13 protein-coding genes are annotated in these 16755 nt (G+C 68.4%); 8 read left to right on the top strand and 5 right to left on the bottom strand.

Annotated elements, in window-relative coordinates; translation table 11 throughout:
* Positions 1-65 precede the first annotated feature (65 nt).
* Positions 66-1322, bottom strand: a complete 1257-nt coding sequence (locus tag FHY06_RS30485) for a branched-chain amino acid ABC transporter substrate-binding protein (RefSeq protein ID WP_184607295.1) — start codon at positions 1320-1322, stop codon at positions 66-68.
* A gap of 27 nt (positions 1323-1349) precedes the next feature.
* Positions 1350-2045: a TetR/AcrR family transcriptional regulator gene (locus FHY06_RS30480; RefSeq protein ID WP_126185873.1), complete on the bottom strand. Its 696-nt coding sequence runs from the start codon at positions 2043-2045 to the stop codon at positions 1350-1352.
* 85 nt (positions 2046-2130) lie between these two features.
* Between FHY06_RS30480 and FHY06_RS30475 the strand changes: the two genes are divergently transcribed.
* From FHY06_RS30475 to FHY06_RS30460, 4 genes are all read left to right on the top strand, one after another.
* Positions 2131-3744: an AMP-binding protein gene (locus FHY06_RS30475; RefSeq protein WP_145761617.1), complete on the top strand. Its 1614-nt coding sequence runs from the start codon at positions 2131-2133 to the stop codon at positions 3742-3744.
* A 13-nt stretch (positions 3745-3757) separates the two neighbouring features.
* On the top strand, positions 3758-7054 hold the full coding sequence (locus FHY06_RS30470; RefSeq protein WP_184607362.1) for a carboxyl transferase domain-containing protein: 3297 nt from the start codon (positions 3758-3760) through the stop codon (positions 7052-7054).
* A 65-nt stretch (positions 7055-7119) separates the two neighbouring features.
* Positions 7120-8439: an SGNH/GDSL hydrolase family protein gene (locus FHY06_RS30465; protein WP_184607294.1), complete on the top strand. Its 1320-nt coding sequence runs from the start codon at positions 7120-7122 to the stop codon at positions 8437-8439.
* A gap of 163 nt (positions 8440-8602) precedes the next feature.
* Positions 8603-8977 (top strand): YXWGXW repeat-containing protein, encoded by a 375-nt coding sequence (locus FHY06_RS30460; RefSeq protein WP_019657527.1) that lies wholly within the window; start codon positions 8603-8605, stop codon positions 8975-8977.
* A 53-nt stretch (positions 8978-9030) separates the two neighbouring features.
* On the opposite strand, the gene FHY06_RS30455 is transcribed toward FHY06_RS30460, so the two are convergent.
* From FHY06_RS30455 to purU, 3 genes are all read right to left on the bottom strand, one after another.
* Positions 9031-10326 (bottom strand): S1 family peptidase, encoded by a 1296-nt coding sequence (locus FHY06_RS30455; RefSeq protein ID WP_260310786.1) that lies wholly within the window; start codon positions 10324-10326, stop codon positions 9031-9033.
* Positions 10327-10336: 10 nt separating this feature from the next.
* Positions 10337-11080 (bottom strand): DUF2846 domain-containing protein, encoded by a 744-nt coding sequence (locus FHY06_RS30450; protein WP_184607292.1) that lies wholly within the window; start codon positions 11078-11080, stop codon positions 10337-10339.
* A 71-nt stretch (positions 11081-11151) separates the two neighbouring features.
* The gene (purU, locus tag FHY06_RS30445; RefSeq protein WP_019657524.1) at positions 11152-12009 is read right to left on the bottom strand and encodes a formyltetrahydrofolate deformylase; all 858 of its coding nucleotides are present in this window, start codon (positions 12007-12009) and stop codon (positions 11152-11154) included.
* A 228-nt stretch (positions 12010-12237) separates the two neighbouring features.
* On the opposite strand from purU, the gene FHY06_RS30440 reads away from it, so the two are divergent.
* From FHY06_RS30440 to FHY06_RS30425, 4 genes are all read left to right on the top strand, one after another.
* Positions 12238-13572 (top strand): omega-aminotransferase AptA, encoded by a 1335-nt coding sequence (locus tag FHY06_RS30440; protein ID WP_126185868.1) that lies wholly within the window; start codon positions 12238-12240, stop codon positions 13570-13572.
* Between the two features lie 141 nt (positions 13573-13713).
* Positions 13714-14292: a methylated-DNA--[protein]-cysteine S-methyltransferase gene (locus tag FHY06_RS30435; protein ID WP_184607291.1), complete on the top strand. Its 579-nt coding sequence runs from the start codon at positions 13714-13716 to the stop codon at positions 14290-14292.
* A gap of 455 nt (positions 14293-14747) precedes the next feature.
* Positions 14748-15266 (top strand): hypothetical protein, encoded by a 519-nt coding sequence (locus FHY06_RS30430; RefSeq protein ID WP_221404453.1) that lies wholly within the window; start codon positions 14748-14750, stop codon positions 15264-15266.
* A gap of 13 nt (positions 15267-15279) precedes the next feature.
* The gene (locus tag FHY06_RS30425; RefSeq protein WP_184607290.1) at positions 15280-16704 is read left to right on the top strand and encodes a CsgG/HfaB family protein; all 1425 of its coding nucleotides are present in this window, start codon (positions 15280-15282) and stop codon (positions 16702-16704) included.
* Positions 16705-16755 lie beyond the last annotated feature (51 nt).

The raw sequence follows: 16755 nt of genomic DNA, 5'->3' as shown, positions 1-16755 counted from the left end.
GCGGCAGGCAGGACGGGGTTTCCCTTACAAACCTCCGCCCTCTTCAGCAGTCGTGAAGAAATCGCTCAGGGCCGGACCATCTTGCATTCCGTGCCCTGCGCGAGCTCGTTGCCGGTATAGACCGCATCGGTGCGGAAGCCGTAGTTGGTGCCTTCCCAGCCGGTCTTCACCGTCTTGCCGTCCACCGGCACGATGGTGTTGACCACCTGCGGCAGCAGCAGCTGGTGGTCTTCGGCGCGCATGCGCACCGGGCCGACCACCGAGTCGAAGTTCAGGTCTTCAAGGGCATGCCCGACCTTCACCGTGTCGGTGGAGCCGGCCTTGTTGATGGCCGCGGCCAGCAGGCGCGGCGTCATGTCGATGCGTGGCGCGAGGAAGTCCTTGCCCGTCTTGGCCTTGTAGGCCTTGGCCAGTGCGTCCACCTTGGGCGTATCGGCCTCGCCCGGGTGCCATTCGGCCACCCAGGTCAGCTGGCCGAGCCTGGCCTGCGACACGGCCGTGACCGTGCCCGGCACCGAGCCCGCGCTGTGGTTGAAGTAGCGCAGGTCGTAGCCCGCGTCGCCCGCCGCCTTCAGCAGCAGCGTCATGTCCTGGCCCCAGTTGCCGGTGATGACCGAGTCCGCGCCGCTTTGCTTCACGTTGGCGATGTAGGGTGCGAAGTCCTTCACCCGGCCGATCGGGTGCAGCGTTTCGCCCACGAACTGGATGTCGGGCCGAGCCAGGCCCACCAGCTGGCGGCCGTAGCTGGCCCATTGCTTGCCGTGTGCGTAGTCCTGGTTGAGCAGGTACACCTTCTTCACGTCGGGCGTCTTCTTGATGTAGTTGGCCAGCGCCTTCATCTTCATCGCGGTGTTGGCCTCGGTCTGGAAGTGCCAGAAGCTGCAGGCCTTGCCCGTCATCTCGGGATCGATGGAGGAGTGGTTCAGCACGATCAGCTCCTTGCCCGGGTTGCGCTGGTTCCAGCGCGTCACCGACTGCACCAGCGCCGTGACCACCGAGGAGCCCGAGCCGCCGGTCACGATGGCCTTCGCGCCCTGGTCGATGGCCGCCTGCAGCGCGCTCTGGCTCTCCTGGGCCGAGAGCTTGCTGTCGAACTGCAGCAGCTGCAGCTTCGTGCCGCCGAGCACGCCGCCCTTGGCGTTGATGTCCTCGATGGCGTACTGCGTGTGCATCAGCATCAGCTCGCCGACGTTGGCGAACGGGCCCGAGAGCGGGTCGATGTAGGCGATCTTGTAGGTTGCCTGCTGGGCATGCGATGCGCCAGCAGCGGCCAGCAGGCAGGCGAGGGCGATCCGCGCCAGTGGCGCTTTCCTGAACTTCATGGTGCTTTGTCTCCGGAGGTGTTGTCTTCAGTTCTTCGTTCGCAGCCCGATCACGCGGCTTGCCAGCCTGGTGAGCTCGGCCACGACCTCGTCGGGCGAGAGGCGCCCGCCCGGGCGATACCAGCTGTAGAGGAAGCCCGGCAGGCTGCAGGCCGCGAGCGCGGTGATCTTGGTCTCGGTGAAGTCGAGGTCGCCGTCGGCGCGCGCCTCCTCGAGCAGCGGGCACAGCCGCTCGTAGAAGTGATGCGCGAGCTTCTTCTGCGCGGCGATGTACTCGGGCCGGTACACCTGCGGCTCGCGGTACGGGAAGAAGGCCACCGGGTGGTGCGAGATGGTCGCGCGGATCAGCCGCTCCAGGCCTTCGAGCACCTTCTCGCTCGCGCGGCGCGGGTCGGTGGCTGCGAAGTCGAGCGCGGTGAAGCAGTCGACCGCGGGGCGCCACGACAGCGTCTCGAAGATCTCCTGCTTGTCGCGGAAGTAGTAGTACACGAAGGGCTTGGTCATGCCCAGCTCGCGCACGATCTGCGCCATGGTGGTGTTGGCGTAGCCCTGTGCCGCGAAGAGCTGCGCGGCCGCCTGCAGGATGCGCTCGCGCTGCAGGTCGGTGCCCTGCGTGGCCGCGCGCTGCCGGCCCGTGCCCTGCGGAAGGTGCGGCTGCGCCGTGACGCTGCTCTGGTCTGCAGAGCCAGAGGGTTTTTGCCGTGTCGCGGAAGTTATACCCATGGGTAGGATTGTTCGTGCACCATGCACCATTGGCAAGCGCCAGCCCCTCGCGGGCTGCTATCGATAACCCTGAGAAAGTGACGCCATGGAGACATTGCCCGACCGCCCGCAGCAGCCCCTGCACGAGTACCTGCGCACCCACGCGCGAGAGCGCGGCGACAGCCCCGCCTGCATCTGGTACGGCCACACCACGAGCTGGAGCGCGCTCGACCGCGCCAGCGACGCCTTCGCCGCGCGGCTGCAGGCGCTGGGGGTGAAAAAGGGCGAGCCGGTGGTGCTCTTCCTCAACAACTGCCCGCAGTACCTGGTGGCGCACTTCGGCATCCAGAAGATCGGCGCCATCGTCTGCCCGAGCGGGCCGCTCAACAAGGAGCACGAGCTGGCCTACCAGGTCAACGACCTGAAGGCGCGTGTGATCGTCGCGGCCGCGCCGCTGCTGCCGGTGGTGCGCAAGGTGCAGCCCGGAAGTTCGCTGGAGCACGTGTTCGTGGTGCACTACGCCGACCTGCTGCCGGCCGAACCCACGCTCGACCTGCCGGCGGAGCTGGCCGCCGAACGCAAGACGGAACGCAGCGTGCCCGAAGGCTGCGAAGACTTCCTCGCCGTGATGCGCGCCGACGCGAAACCGCAGCCGGTGGCCATCGACATGGACGACGTGGCGCTCATGACCTACACATCGGGCACCACCGGCCTGCCCAAGGGGGCGATGCTGAGCTACGGCAACGCGCTCTTCAAGACACGCGCGGCAGCCGACTGCAACGGCGTGGGGCCCGCCGACGTGCTGCTGTCCATCGCGCCGCTCTATCACATCGCCGGCATGCTGATGGGCGTCAACGTGCCGGTGCTCAGCGGTGCCGCCTCGGTGCTGCTGCACCGCTTCGACCCGCGTGCCGCGCTGCAGGCCATCGCGGCGTACAAGGTGAGCTGGTGGTACAGCATCGCGCCGATGAACGTGGCCTGCATGCAGGTGCCGGACATCGCCGGCTTCGACCTGCGCAGCCTGAAGATGAACCCGGTGACCAGCTTCGGCATCGCCTTCACCGAGCCGCTGGCGCTGCAGTGGCGCTCGCATGCGCCCAACTGCACTTCCTTCGAGGCCGCCTACGGCCTGAGCGAGACCCACACCTGCGACACCTACACGCCGCACCATGCGCCGCGCTGGGGCACGCAGGGCGTCGCGGTGCCGGGCGTGAAGATCCGCATCGTCGATGCGGACACGCAGGCCGACCTGCCTGCGGGCGAGGTCGGCGAGATCGTGCTCACCAGCCCCGGCACCTTCAAGGGCTACTGGAACAAGCCCGAGGCCACCGCCGCCACGCTGCGCAACGGCTGGGTGCACACGGGCGACATGGGCAGGATCGACGCCGACGGCTACCTCACCTTCATCGGCCGCTTCAAGGAGATGATCAAGGTCTCGGGCTACAGCGTGTTCCCCGAGGAGGTCGAGACCATCCTCATCAAGCATCCGGCGGTGGCGCAGGCGGCGGTGATCGGCCAGCCCGACGCGGAGAAGGGCGAGGTGGTGAAGGCCTTCATCGTGCGCAAGCCCGGCGCCGCGCTCGAAGCCGATGCGCTCGTCGCCTGGGCGCGCGACAACATGGCGAGCTACAAGGCGCCGCGCGCGGTGAGCTTCATCGACGCGCTGCCCACCACCGGTGCGGGCAAGGTGCTGCGCCGCCTGCTCAAAGACAAAAGCTGAGAGGTTCCGTTTGCTGTTCTCCAAAGTTCTGATTGCCAACCGCGGCGAGATCGCGGTGCGCCTGGTGCGTGCGCTGCGCGACCTGGGCATCGCCAGCGTGGCGGTGCATGCGCGCGACGATGCCGCCGCACTGCATGTGCAGCTAGCCGATACCGCGGTGGCGCTCGATGCCACCGGCCCCTCCGCATACCTCGATGCCGCCGCGCTGATCGAGGTGGCGAAGGCGCAGGGCTGCGATGCGGTGCATCCCGGCTACGGCTTCCTCAGCGAGCGCGCCGATTTCGCGCAGGCCTGCGCGGATGCGGGCCTGGTCTTCATCGGCCCCACGCCCGAACAGCTCGGCCTGTTCGGCGACAAGGCACGCGCGCGCGAACTCGCCACGCAATGCGACGTTCCGGTGATGCCCGGCAGCGCCGGCGCCGTGACGCTCGCGCAGGCGCAGGCCTTCTTCGCCGGGCAGCAGGCGCAGGGCGCGGGCGTGATGGTCAAGGCCATCGGCGGCGGCGGCGGGCGCGGCATGCGCGCGGTGCTGAACGCGCAGGAGCTGCCCGAGGCGCATGCGCGCTGCATGTCCGAGGCGAAGGCGGCGTTCGGTATCGAGGGGGTGTACGTCGAGCGGCTGATGCTGAACGCGAGGCACATCGAGGTGCAGGTGATCGGCGACGGCAAGTCCGTGGCCAGCCTCGGCGAGCGCGAATGCACGCTGCAGCGGCGCTTCCAGAAGCTGGTGGAGATCGCGCCCAGTCCCTCGCTGCCCGAGGCCTTGCGCGCGCAGGTCACGCAGGCCGCACTGCGCATGGCCAAGGCGGTGGGCTACCGCGGCCTCGGCACCTTCGAGTTCCTGGTCGACGCGGCATCGGCGACGCTGCCCTTCGTGTTCATCGAAGCCAATCCGCGCCTGCAGGTCGAGCACACCGTGACGGAGGCGGTGACGGGGCTGGACCTGGTGCAGCTGCAGATCGCCGTGGCCGCTGGCCAGCCGCTCGGCGAACTCGGCGTGGAGGCAGATCGCACGGCGCCGCAGCGCGGCTTCGCGATGCAGTGGCGCATCAACGCCGAGACGCTCGACGTGCAGGGCAATGCGCGGCCCTCGGGCGGCACGCTCGCGCGCTTCGACTTGCCGGCGGGACCCGGCGTACGCGTGGACACGCACGGCTACGCGGGCCTCGCGCCTTCGCCGCACTACGACACGCTGCTGGCCAAGCTCATCGTGCATTCGCCCTCGCCGCGCTTCGAGGACGCGCTGCGCCGCTCGCTGCGCGCACTCGACGAATGCCACATCGAGGGCATCGCCACCAACCTGCCGCTGCTGCGCGCCATCGCTGCGCGGCCCGAGTTCGCCGCGCAGGCGGTGCACACGCGCTTCGTGGAGGCGCACCTGGGCGATCTGCTCGCCGCTGCCTCGGCCTTCGAGAAACAGGTGCGAAAGACCGCGGCTGCGTCCGCGGAGCCGCTGCCCGTTGCCGCCGACGACGGATCGGACGAATTGACCGTCAAGGCCCCGATGCCCGCGCGCCTCGTGCAGTTCGAGGCCGAGGTGGGCGACGTGCTGCCGGTGGGCGCGCAGCTCGGCGTGCTCGAGGCGATGAAGATGGAGCACCTGCTGCATGCGCCGGTGGCCGGCCGCGTGGTGGCGCTGCTGGCGGCGCCCGGCGACTATCTCGTCGAAGGGCAGTCGCTGGTGCAGCTCGAGGCCGTCGATGCGCAGGCCGTGCAGGCGGAAGCCCGCGCGGAGCAAGACCTGGACACGATCCGCCCCGACCTTCGGAAGGTGATCGACCGCCATGCCTACACGCTCGACGTCAATCGCAAGGCGGCCGTCGACAAGCGCCATGCGCAGGGCGGGCGCACCGCGCGCGAGAACATCGCGGACCTGTGCGATACCGCGTCCGACCCGGCCAACTTCATCGAGTACGGCGCGCTCGCCATCGCCGCGCAGACGCGCCGCCGCACGCTGGAAGACCTCATCGCCAACACGCCCGCAGACGGCATGGTCACCGGGCTGGGCAGCGTCAACGCGAAGCAGTTCGGGCCCGAGGCTTCGCGCTGCGCGGTGCTGGCCTACGACTACACCGTGCTGGCCGGCACGCAGGGCATGCGCAACCACCACAAGACCGACCGGCTGCTGGCGGTGGCGCATCAGCTGAAGCTGCCGGTGGTGCTGTTCGCCGAAGGCGGCGGCGGACGGCCTGGCGACACCGACATGCCCATCGTGGCCGGTCTCAACAACCACACCTTCAGCCAGTTCGCGGCGCTGTCGGGCAAGGTGCCCGTGGTGGGCATCGTGCATGGGCGCTGCTTTGCGGGCAATGCGGCGCTGCTGGGCTGCGCCGACGTGATCATCGCCACCAGGGGCAGCAACATCGGCATGAGCGGCCCCGCGATGATCGAGGGCGGCGGGCTCGGCACCTTCGCGCCGGAGCAGATCGGGCCGAGCGGCGTGCAGTCGCGCAACGGCGTGATCGACATCCTCGTGGAGGACGAGGCCGCCGCGGTGGCCGCGGCGAAGCAGTACCTCTCGTACTTCCAGGGCGCGACCTCCGACTGGCAGTGCGCCGACCCGCGCACGCTGCGTCATGTGGTGCCCGAGAACCGGCTGCGCGTGTACGACGTGCGCGCCGCGATGCGCGGCGTGGCCGACACCGGCTCGCTGCTCGAACTGCGCGCGGGCTTCGGCGCGGGCATCGTCACCGCGCTCGCGCGCATCGAGGGCAGGCCGGTCGGGCTGATGGCCAACAACCCGCATCACCTGGGCGGCGCGATCGACGTGGAGGCGGCCGACAAGTCCGCACGCTTCATGCAGCTGTGCAACGCGCACGGCCTGCCAATTGTTTCGTTGTGCGACACGCCGGGCTTCATGGTCGGGCCCGAGATCGAGGCGCAGGCGCAGGTGCGCCACGTGTGCCGCATGTTCATGGTGGCCTCGCACCTGCGCGTGCCATTCTTCGCGGTGGTGCTGCGCAAGGGCTATGGCCTCGGTGCGCAGGCGATGACGGCGGGCGGCTTCGATGCGCCGGTCTTCACCGTGGCATGGCCCACGGGCGAGTTCGGGGCGATGGGCCTCGAAGGCGCCGTGCGGCTGGGTTTCCGCAAGGAGCTGGCCGCCGCATCCGAGGGCGCCGAGCGCGATGCGCTCTTCAAGAAGCTGGTGGCGCAGCAGTACGAGAACGGCGAGGCCATCCACATGGCGCAGACGCTGGAGATCGACGCGGTGATCGATCCGGCCGATACGCGCACCTGGCTGGTGCGTGGGCTGTCGTCGGCCACGAAGGCGCAAGGGCCGGCGGTTGCGTACGTAGACACCTGGTAACCGGGCTTTAGACCTCGTCACGCGCGGGGGAACAGTGGCTCCGTACACTGGGCCGCTTTGCGCGCATGAATCTGGTCTCCCGATGGGCAGGCCGCCTCCGCGACGCGGCCGTCGCGCACTGGGTGGCTGCCTTCCTCCTTGCCCTGCTTGCCGTCGGCGTCCAGGCCGTCACGCCCGACGGGCGTCCGCGCCAGCCTGCGGAGGCGCATTGGGTCGCGAGCTGGGCCGTGGCGCCCGTCGATTTCAGCGAGATGGCCGCGAGCCCTGGAGGCGCCAGCTTCTCTTCGCCCGCGGGCAACGACCTGCGCGGACAAACGCTGCGCCAGAAGGTGGAACTGTCGCTCGACGGGGAGCGCATCCGCATCCGCTTTTCCAATCGCTTCGGCAAGACGCCGCTGCGCATCGCGGCAGCGAGTGTCGCGCGTGGCACCGGTGCCGAGGCGTTCTCGCCGGCCACGCTGCGCGCGCTGCGTTTCGGCGGCCGTGGCAGCCTCACCATCGCCCCGGGGGCGGATGCATGGAGCGACGGCGTCGATCTTCCGGTGCAGGCAGGGCAGACCGTGGTCGTGAGCGCCTTCTTCGATCGCACCACGCCGTTCGCCACGGCATCGATGCTGGAATCGGGCTCGACCTGGGTGACCCCCGGCAACGCGGTGATGACGCCCAAGCTGCGGAACCCGTCGGCGCTGGTGCTGAACCAGATCGTGACCGGGCTCGACGTGCTCACCACCAGGTCCATTCGCACTGTCGTGGCGTTCGGCGATTCGATCACGGCCGGCAGCACGGAAGCCACCAGCGGCGCCTATCCCGACATGCTCGCCACCCGCCTGCGCGACACCCAGCCCGGCGGGCAGGACGTCGCGGTGCTCAACCTTGGCATCGGCGGCAACCGCCTGCTGGCCGACGGCATCGGGCCCAGCGGGCTCTCGCGCTTCGAGCTCGACGTGCTCAAGCAGAGCGGCGTGACGCACGCGATCATCCTGCTGGGCACCAACGACATCGGCCGCGCGATGTTCGCCAAGGTGCCGGGCGCAGAGCTGAAGCCGCGCGACATGCCGACGGCCGAGCGCATCACCGAGGGGCTGCAGCAGCTCGTGAAGCAGGCGCGGGCCAAGGGCGTGAAGGTGCTGATCGGCACCGTGCCGCCCTTCAGGAACACGCCCTACTGGAGCGAATCGAGCGAGGCCATGCGCGAGGCCGTCAACCGCTGGATTCGCGGCAAGCAGGACATCGACGGCGTGATCGACTTCGATGCCGCGCTGCGCGACCCGGCCGATCCGCAGGCGCTGAACCCGCTGTTCGATTCGGGCGACCACCTGCATCCCAACAAGGCCGGCCATGCGGCCATGGCCTCGGTCATCGACCTGCACGAGCTGCAGGAATGAGCTTTCAACGGTTCTTGCGCACGAGTGAGTGAGCGCTAGCAAGAGCCGAAAAGGCCCCAAACGCGCGTCACAGCTTTACACAAGACTTCGCGCGCGGCTTACAGGAGGTTCACAACGGCTCGGCAGCATGAAGGCTCCTCCAACAACTCATGAGGAGTCCTTCATGAAAAAACTCGCATTGGCTCTTTCCGTCGGCGCTGCATCGCTTCTCTCGGTGGGCGCACTGACCGTTCCGACGGCTGCGCAGGCACAACCGGTGGTCACCATCCAGGTGCCTCCGCCCCCGCCGCGCTATGAACGCGTTCCGCCGCCGCGCCGCGGCTACGTGTGGGCGCCGGGGCACTACGAGTGGCGCGGCGGCCGCCATGTGTGGATCCGCGGCGGCTGGGTCCGTGCCCGCCCGGGCTACGCCTACCGTCCGCCGGAGTGGCGCCAGGACGGCGGCCGCTGGGTCTACAACGCAGGCCGCTGGGACCGTGACGGCGATGGCGTGCCGAACCGCTACGACCGCCGGCCGAACAATCCGTATCGCAACTGACGCCACCGGCGCGCGGGGCTGCCTTGCGAGGCAGCCCCGCCGCATCAAGCTTTCTAGCGGATGCTGACCAGCTCGAGGGTTTCGCGTACCTGGAATGCGGCCGGCCCCGCGCCGCCGCGTGTTTCCGCCTCGAAACGCACCACGCGCTTGAGTTCCGGCGAGAACCAGACGTTCGCAAGATAGCGGCCATACTGGTTGCCGACCACGGCGCCCGCGTTCGGGAAGCGTTGCGTATATCCCTTGTATTCGATGCGCACGACCTTGAATTCCCTGCCGCCGATGGTCAGCGCCGTGTCTTCCATCACGGTCGCGTTCAGGTCCATGTTGGAGCGCGAGCCGCCCAGCGTGGAGTTGTAGCGGGCTCTCCAGGCGGCTTCTTCCTTGAGGTTCTCCCTGGTCCAGCCGCCCGGGGGCATGACCGAATCGAATTCGCCTGCGATGGCCGACGTGACGCTGACGACTTCGCCGCTCGGCTTTTCCACCCAGCCACCGTTGTTGAAGCTGATCTGCTCGTCGGTCGATGGGTCGATCCTGTAGACCACCTTGCGGTAGGTGTTGGTGAGGCGGTCGTGCAGCTGATATTCGATGACGCTTGGCCGGCCCGCCACGGCACCTGCCTGGCTGGCGACAGTGGCCGCAGTGCCGGCGTTGCCCGAGGCTGTGGCCGGCAGCGACGCCAGCCGCTCGATCGCCTGCTTGCCGCGCTCTGGCAGCTGCGCAATCCAGGACGCCGGCATGGCGAGGTTCGCGACTGCCGTGCCGGCTGCCGAGGCCGGCAGCAAGCCCACGAGGCGGCCTTGTGCGTCGAAGACCCCCGCGCCGCCAAGCCCTGACTCGGCTGCCGCGGTCAACTGCAGGGCTTCGAGTTCGCCCGCTGCGTTCCGGCGGATGCCGCCCAGCATGCCGATGCCCAGCGTCAGTTCCTTGCCTCTCGGGGCGCCGATCACGTACAGCGGCATGCCAACCTGCAGTGCATTCGCCGGTGCCACTTCGGCGACGGCAGCGGGCAGGTTCGGAATGCGCAGCTGGCACAGATCGCGCTCCACATCGGGCAGCGCCAGCGCTGCGCCGTAGCTCACGTTGTCGCGCTTCAGCGTCACCGAGCCGGCCTTCGCGAGCAACTGGCAGCTGGTGACCGCGGTGCCCGCGCCGGTGGCGACCGCGCTGCCGGTGGCGAGCACCTTGCCTTGTGCGTCGCTGGCCTGCACCACCCAGACGCTGGGCGAGACGCGGGCGAAGAGTGCATCGGGCGGGAGTGCTGCGCCGCTGCGCGAATCCTGTGCGTGTGCCGTCAGGATGGGCAGCGCGATGGCGAGCGCTGCAAGCGCGGGGGAGGACAGGTATTTCATCGCGCGCATCTCAGCGGTTGGCCTGCAGGAGCAACCGCAGATCGTTCAAGGAGGTCTTGGCAAAGGGCGTGGCTTCGGGCGCTGCCGGAGCAGGGGGGCGAGCGGCGGGCGATGGCGCTGGCGCGGCTGCCGCTGGCGGTGGCGGTGGCGGTGGCGGTGGCGGTGGCGGTGGCGGTGGGGCGGATGCGAGAGGCGCGGCGGCCACAGTTGCTGCGGGGGACACGGGCTTGCTCACTGCCGCGGGGGATGGGGGCGTTGAGGCCGCCGCATTGCCTGCGGACGGCACGGAGGTCGAAGCCTTGGCCGTCCGTGCGGAAGCAAAGGCATCGTCATAGGCCAGGGACTGAAGTTCCTTTCGGCCCTCGGCCTCGGAAACACGTTGGAACTCCGGTCGTCCGACGAGCAGGCCCATGCTGATGCTCATCAAGACATAGGCTGTCTGCTTCGGCCGCAGCACGACGTCGATCGTGCCTTCGGCTTCGGTCCGGGCACTGGCCCGATAGGTACCGGCCGGCCGGTCGATGTAGAAGAAGCTGTTGGGTCGCGACGTGCCCACCACCTGGCCGTTGACCGCGACATCGGGCTGGATTGCCGCACCCATGATGGAGTTGCGATAGAAGTAGATCCGCCCTTCGTTCTCGCCCAGCGACGGCATGCTGCCCGCCATCTCCGAGAACCGGGGCCCGCTGGCCGAGCACCCGAACAGGCCGGCCGCAAGCACGGCCAGCAACACCCTACCGATCCAACGTCCCATCGCGCCTTCTCCTCTTTTTCTGGCGCGAGGATGCTACACCCGCCTGACGGCGGGTCTTCCCGGATGGAAGTTCAGCGGAACACCACCGTCCGGTGCCCGTTCAGCAGCACGCGGTGTTCGCTGTGCCACTTCACCGCGCGGGCCAGCACCTGGCTCTCGGTGTCGCGGCCGCGGGCCGTGAGGTCCTCCACCGTGTCGGTGTGGTCCGCGCGGGCCACGTCCTGCTCGATGATCGGGCCTTCGTCGAGGTCGGCCGTCACGTAGTGGGCGGTCGCGCCGATCAGCTTCACGCCGCGGTCGTGGGCCTGGTAGTAGGGCTTGGCGCCCTTGAAGCTGGGCAGGAACGAGTGATGGATGTTGATCGCGCGGCCCGAGAGGTTGCGGCACAGGTTGTCGCTCAGGATCTGCATGTAGCGCGCGAGCACCACGAGCTCGGCACCCTCGGCCTCGATGATCTCCAGCTGCTTCGCTTCGGCCTGCGCCTTGGTCGCAGCCGTCACCGGGATGTGGTGGAAGGGCACGTTGTAGCTGGCGGCCAGCTGGTAGAAGTCGCGGTGGTTCGAGATGATGGCGCGCACGTCGATGGCCAGCAGCCCGCTCTTCCAGCGGAACAGCAGGTCGTTGAGGCAGTGGCCTTCCTTGCTGACCATGATCACCGTCTTCATCGGCTCGGCGGCCGCGTGCAGCTGCAGCGTCATGCCGAAGCCCGTGGCGAAGGCCTTGAGCTCCTCGCGCAGCACGCTCTCGCTGTGCGCGCCGCAGGCGAAGCGCACGCGCATGAAGAACAAGCCAGTGTCGTGGTCGTTGTACTGGGCCGCCTCCTCGATGTTGGCCCCCCGCTCGAGCAGGAAGCCCGAAACGGCGTGCACGATGCCCGTGCGGTCGGGGCAGTAGAGGTTCAGGATGTAGGCGGGCGTATTCGTTGTCATATCAGTTCGGTTGCTCGATCACTCCGCAGGCGGCCATGCTGCCTGCATCGGTCTTCTTTCCAGGGATACCGCATGTCCGGCTTGGCCGGGCCGCGCTCCCGTTGAGGGGACTGTCGGCCGCATGGGGTCGGCAAGCCTGGGGTTATCCGGATCCAGGGGTGGGATTGTCGCAGGGGTGCCAGAATCGCGATTTTCCCCTCCCAGATCCCCCAACCGCAGGAGCGAGACATGGCCTACCAGGACTTCAACATGGACAACCAGTGGTTGCCCTTCACCCCCAACCGTCATTTCCGCAAGGACCCGCGCGTGTTCGTCGCGGCCGACGGCATGGAGTTCACCACCCACGACGGCCGCAAGGTGATCGACGGCATCTCGTCGCTGTGGTGCGTGGGCGCGGGCCACAACCGCAAGCCGATCAACGAGGCGATCAAGAAGCAGCTCGACACGCTCGACTACGCCACCGCCTTCCAGGTGAGCAACGACAAGGCCTTCAAGGCGGCCGAGATGATCGCCTCGCTCGCCCCCGGCGACCTCAACAAGGTGCTGTTCTGCAACTCGGGCTCCGAGGCCGCCGACACCTCGATGAAGGTGGCGCTGGCCTACCACCGCGCGCGCGGCGAGGGCCACCGCAACGTGTTCATCGGCCGCGAGAAGGGATACCACGGCGTGGGCTTCGGCGGCATGTCGGTGGGCGGCATCCCGGGCAACCGCAAGGTGTTCGGCTCGGCCTTCCTGCCGCGGGTGGACCACATGCGCTTCATCCACGACCCGGTGAACCACGCCTACATCCACAACGAGGAGCCGGTGTGGGCCGAAGACCCGCTGGTCGAGCTCGAGACGCGCATCCTGCCGCTGCACGACCCGAGCAACGTGGCCGCGATCATCGTGGAGCCGGTGGCGGGCTCGGCCGGCTGGTACCTCCCGCCCAAGGGCTACCTCAAGCGCCTGCGCGAGATCTGCGACAAGCACGGCATCCTGCTGATCTTCGACGAGGTCATCACCGGCTTCGGCCGCATGGGCACCAACTTCGCGTCCGACTACTTCGGCGTGGTGCCCGACATGCTGAACTTCGCCAAGTGCGTGACCAACGGCGTCATCCCGCTGGGCGGCGTGATCTGCCGCGACAAGCTCTACGACGCGATGATGAAGACCGACGCACCCGAGCACGTGGTCGAGTTCTTCCACGGCTACACCTACTCGGGCCACCCCGTGGCATGCGCCGCGGCCATCGCCACGCTCGATCTGTTCAAGCAGGAGAACCTCTTCGCGCGCGCCGGCGAAATGGGCAAGGTGCTGGGTGACGCATTCCACGGCACGCTCAAGGGCCTGCCCAACGTCATCAGCATCCGCAGCCTCGGCCTCGCCGCGGCGGTGGAGCTCGCGCCCATCGCGGGCACGCCGGGCAAGCGCGCCTACGAGATCTTCCTCGACTGCTTCCACAAGGGCGCGCTGGTGCGGCCCGCGGGCGACGTGCTGGTGATCGCGCCGCCGTACATCGTCGAGAAGTCGCACATCGACACGCTGGTGAACACGCTGGCCGACTCGATCAAGGCGCACGCCTGAACGAACGCTGAAAGGCCTCGCGGCGGAAGCCGCAGATCGATGTCCGGATACGGCCGGTGAAGGCGGCGGGGAACGCGCAGCATGTGGATGTTCGCGGCCCCACCGCCTTTGTCTTTGCCTTTGCTTTTGAAGGACACGATCATGCTGAAGCTGCAACTCAGCCGCCTGGCCTCGCCGCTGGGCGAGCTTCTTCTCGTCACCGACGACACCGGCGCGATCCATGCGCTGGACTTCGCGGACCATCGCGCCCGCCTGCACCGTCTCCTGCGCCAGCTGCACGAAGACCCGATTGAACTGGCCGAAGGCATCGTCGCGCCGCATGCGGTGGCCGATGCCCTGCGCCGCTACTTCGAAGGCGACTTCGCCGCCATCGACGCGCTGCCCGTCGCCACGCTCGGCGATGCACTGCAGCGCAAGGTGTGGGCCGCGCTGCGCCGCATTCCGGCGGGCCGCACCACCAGCTATGGCGAGCTCGCGAGACATCTGGGCTTCGACGATCCGCGCGCGGCCATCGACATCGGCGCGGCCAACGGATCGAACCCCGTCAGCATCGTCGTGCCGTGCCATCGCGTGATCGGCAGGAACGGCCAGCTCAAGGGCTACGCGGGCGGGGTCCTGCGCAAGCAGCGCCTGCTGGAGCATGAAGGCGCGCTGCCGGCGGCCGATGCGCGCGTCGACGAAAAGGCCGGGTGGCCGGAAACGATGCAGCTGTCTTTCTGAATCCTTCGACTGCCTGATCGAGTGCGCAAGATGGCAAGAAGTATTTCTGCTGCTTTGACAAAAGCGCGCGATTGCATCACGCTGCGCCCCCATTCCAAGACCGGGGGACGAGGATGTCGAAAAACATCGAACGCTGGATGGACAGGCCGTTGCCCACGACCGGAGAGGTCGTGCTGATGACGGTGGTTCTTGGTTCGGTCAGCGTCTGGCTGCTGCTCTGGTTCGGCGACTAGCCAGCCCGTGCCGCGTGAATGAGCGCGCCGTCGTGCGCGCTGCCTGCCTGCGTGTTCCGCGGCGATCGCACGGCCTTTCCCTTCTTCGTTATTTCTACCGGTTCGCGGGATGCCGCCTACCGGTTCCAGGGATACCGGCCACGGCAGCCGGTCCCTAGCATCCCTTCGCGAAACGCAGCACCCGTGAATCCAGCGGGGGCGTTTTCGAGAAAAGGGATCGTCATGCAACGCGTATTTCTTTGGGCACTGCTGTGCGTGCCTCTGGCTGCGCACGCCAACAACGTCGGCGAGAACGCCGCATGGCAATTCCAGACCAGCACCGACAAGGTCAACCAGGCCGCGATCCAGGACATGATCCGCAAGCAGAAGAGCGGCTACTACTCGGCACCGGTCTACAACACGAACAACTACATCGGCCGCCAGTACAACTGCAACGTCTCGGCCAGCTCCACCGGCAACGACGGCAACAACAGCACGGTCGCGAATTCGCCGAGCACGGCAGGCGCCACATCGAACGCATCGGGCAACGACAGCCGCACCGCGGTGGGCACGCTGGGCGGTGCGACGGTGGGCACCTCGCAGGCCAATTCGGGCGCGGTCGCATCGGGCATCGTCGGCGGCACCAGCTCGCAGGTGCAGGGCGCGGCCAACCAGGCGCTGAACTCGGCGCAGGGCAACACCGGTGCGCAGACCGCGAGCGTGGGCGGCAGCTTAGCCTGCGCCTTCGGCGTGCTCAACTGAGCGGGAGCGAGTCATGCAGCATCGCATCCCCCGCGCATTTGTTCTTGCAGCCGCCGTCGCCACGCTGGCGCTCGCGGGCTGCGTCTCCGCGCCGCAGCAGCGCTTCGCACCGAACGAGGCACCGGTGGTGCTCGGGCCCTCGGTGCGGGACAACGTCACGCCGATGGAGGCGGTGCTCGCCTGCTACGCCGACCACATCGCCGCCACGCGGCGCCCGCCGGTGATCATCGGCGTGGGCGACGTGAAGGACTACACCGGCAAGTACAGCATCAACGAAGGCAACGCCATCACGCAGGGCGGCGCGCTGATGGTGTATTCGGCACTCGGCAAGCTCGGCGGCGCGGTGAGCATCGCCGAGCGCTTCGACCCGGTGATCGCAGAGCGCGAGCTCGCGTACGCCGACCGGCGCCAGCTCGGTGACGGCCGCACGCACCAGCTCGGCGGACCCAACGGCGGGCAGAACGTGCCGTGGCTGCCGTACTTCGGCGGCACCATCAACAAGTCCGACTACTTCATCGTGGGCGGCATCACCGAGCTCAACTACAACATCAACTCCGGCGGCGCGGAGTTCGGCGTGAACCAGGTGGGCGTGAAGGCGCGCACCTTCAGCCAGTCGGTGAGCATCGACCTGCGCATCGTCGACACCAAGTCGCTGATGGTGGTGCGCACGGTGAGCCTCACCAAGCAGTTCAACGGCTACGAAGTGGGCCTGAACGTGTTCCGCTTCTTCGGCAGCAAGCTGTACGACGTGGACATCGGCGCCAAGGGCCAGGAGCCCGTGCAGATGGGCGTGCGCGCCGCATTGGAAGAGGGCGTGGTGCGCCTCATGGCCGCCGTCACGCAGGTCGATCACCGGCCCTGCATGACGATGCGCCCCGGAGGCGGCGAGCCCATTCCGCTCACGCCCGCGGCCGAGCTGCGCAAGGTCGACAACCCGGGCGATGCCGCGACGGGCGGCGCGGCCGTCACCTCGCCGGTGGCGCAGGGCAGCGTGGCGGTCAATGCCGGCGGTGTGGTCGGTGCGCGCCTCACGGGCACGGCGACGCAGGTGCCCTTCGACTTCGGCGCGACCACGCTGGGCGGCGCCTCGCTCGCGCTCATCGACCAGATCGCGGGTGCGGCCAAGAAGGGCACCACCGACATCGTGCTGGTGGCGCGCGACACCGAGAACTGGGACGCCCGCAAGCGCGACGAACTCACCGACCAGCGCATCGCGGCCGTCACCTCGGCGCTGGCCAATCGCGGCGTGGCGCCCGGCGCGATCAGCATCACCTGGCGGCCCGACGCGGCCGACACCTCGATCCACCGCGACGGCCCGGGCCTGCAGGAGATCGCCAAGCTGCGCATCGGCAGTCCGGTCGTCGGCGGGGCAGCGCCTTCGTCCCCTTCAGCTTCTTCCGCTTCTTCTTCTGCCGACGGCGCCGTCAAGGGCGACTGACCGGCTCCCGGCGCGATCCACGCATCGCGCATCCACCCGTTTTCCAAGCCA

Origin of the sequence: Variovorax atrisoli, assembly GCF_014195185.1 — a bacterium.
In the GTDB taxonomy this organism is placed as follows: Bacteria; Pseudomonadota; Gammaproteobacteria; order Burkholderiales; family Burkholderiaceae_C; genus Variovorax; species Variovorax atrisoli.
The sequence above is the reverse complement of the archived record's forward strand: the minus strand, read 5'-3'. Positions and strand labels throughout refer to the sequence as shown.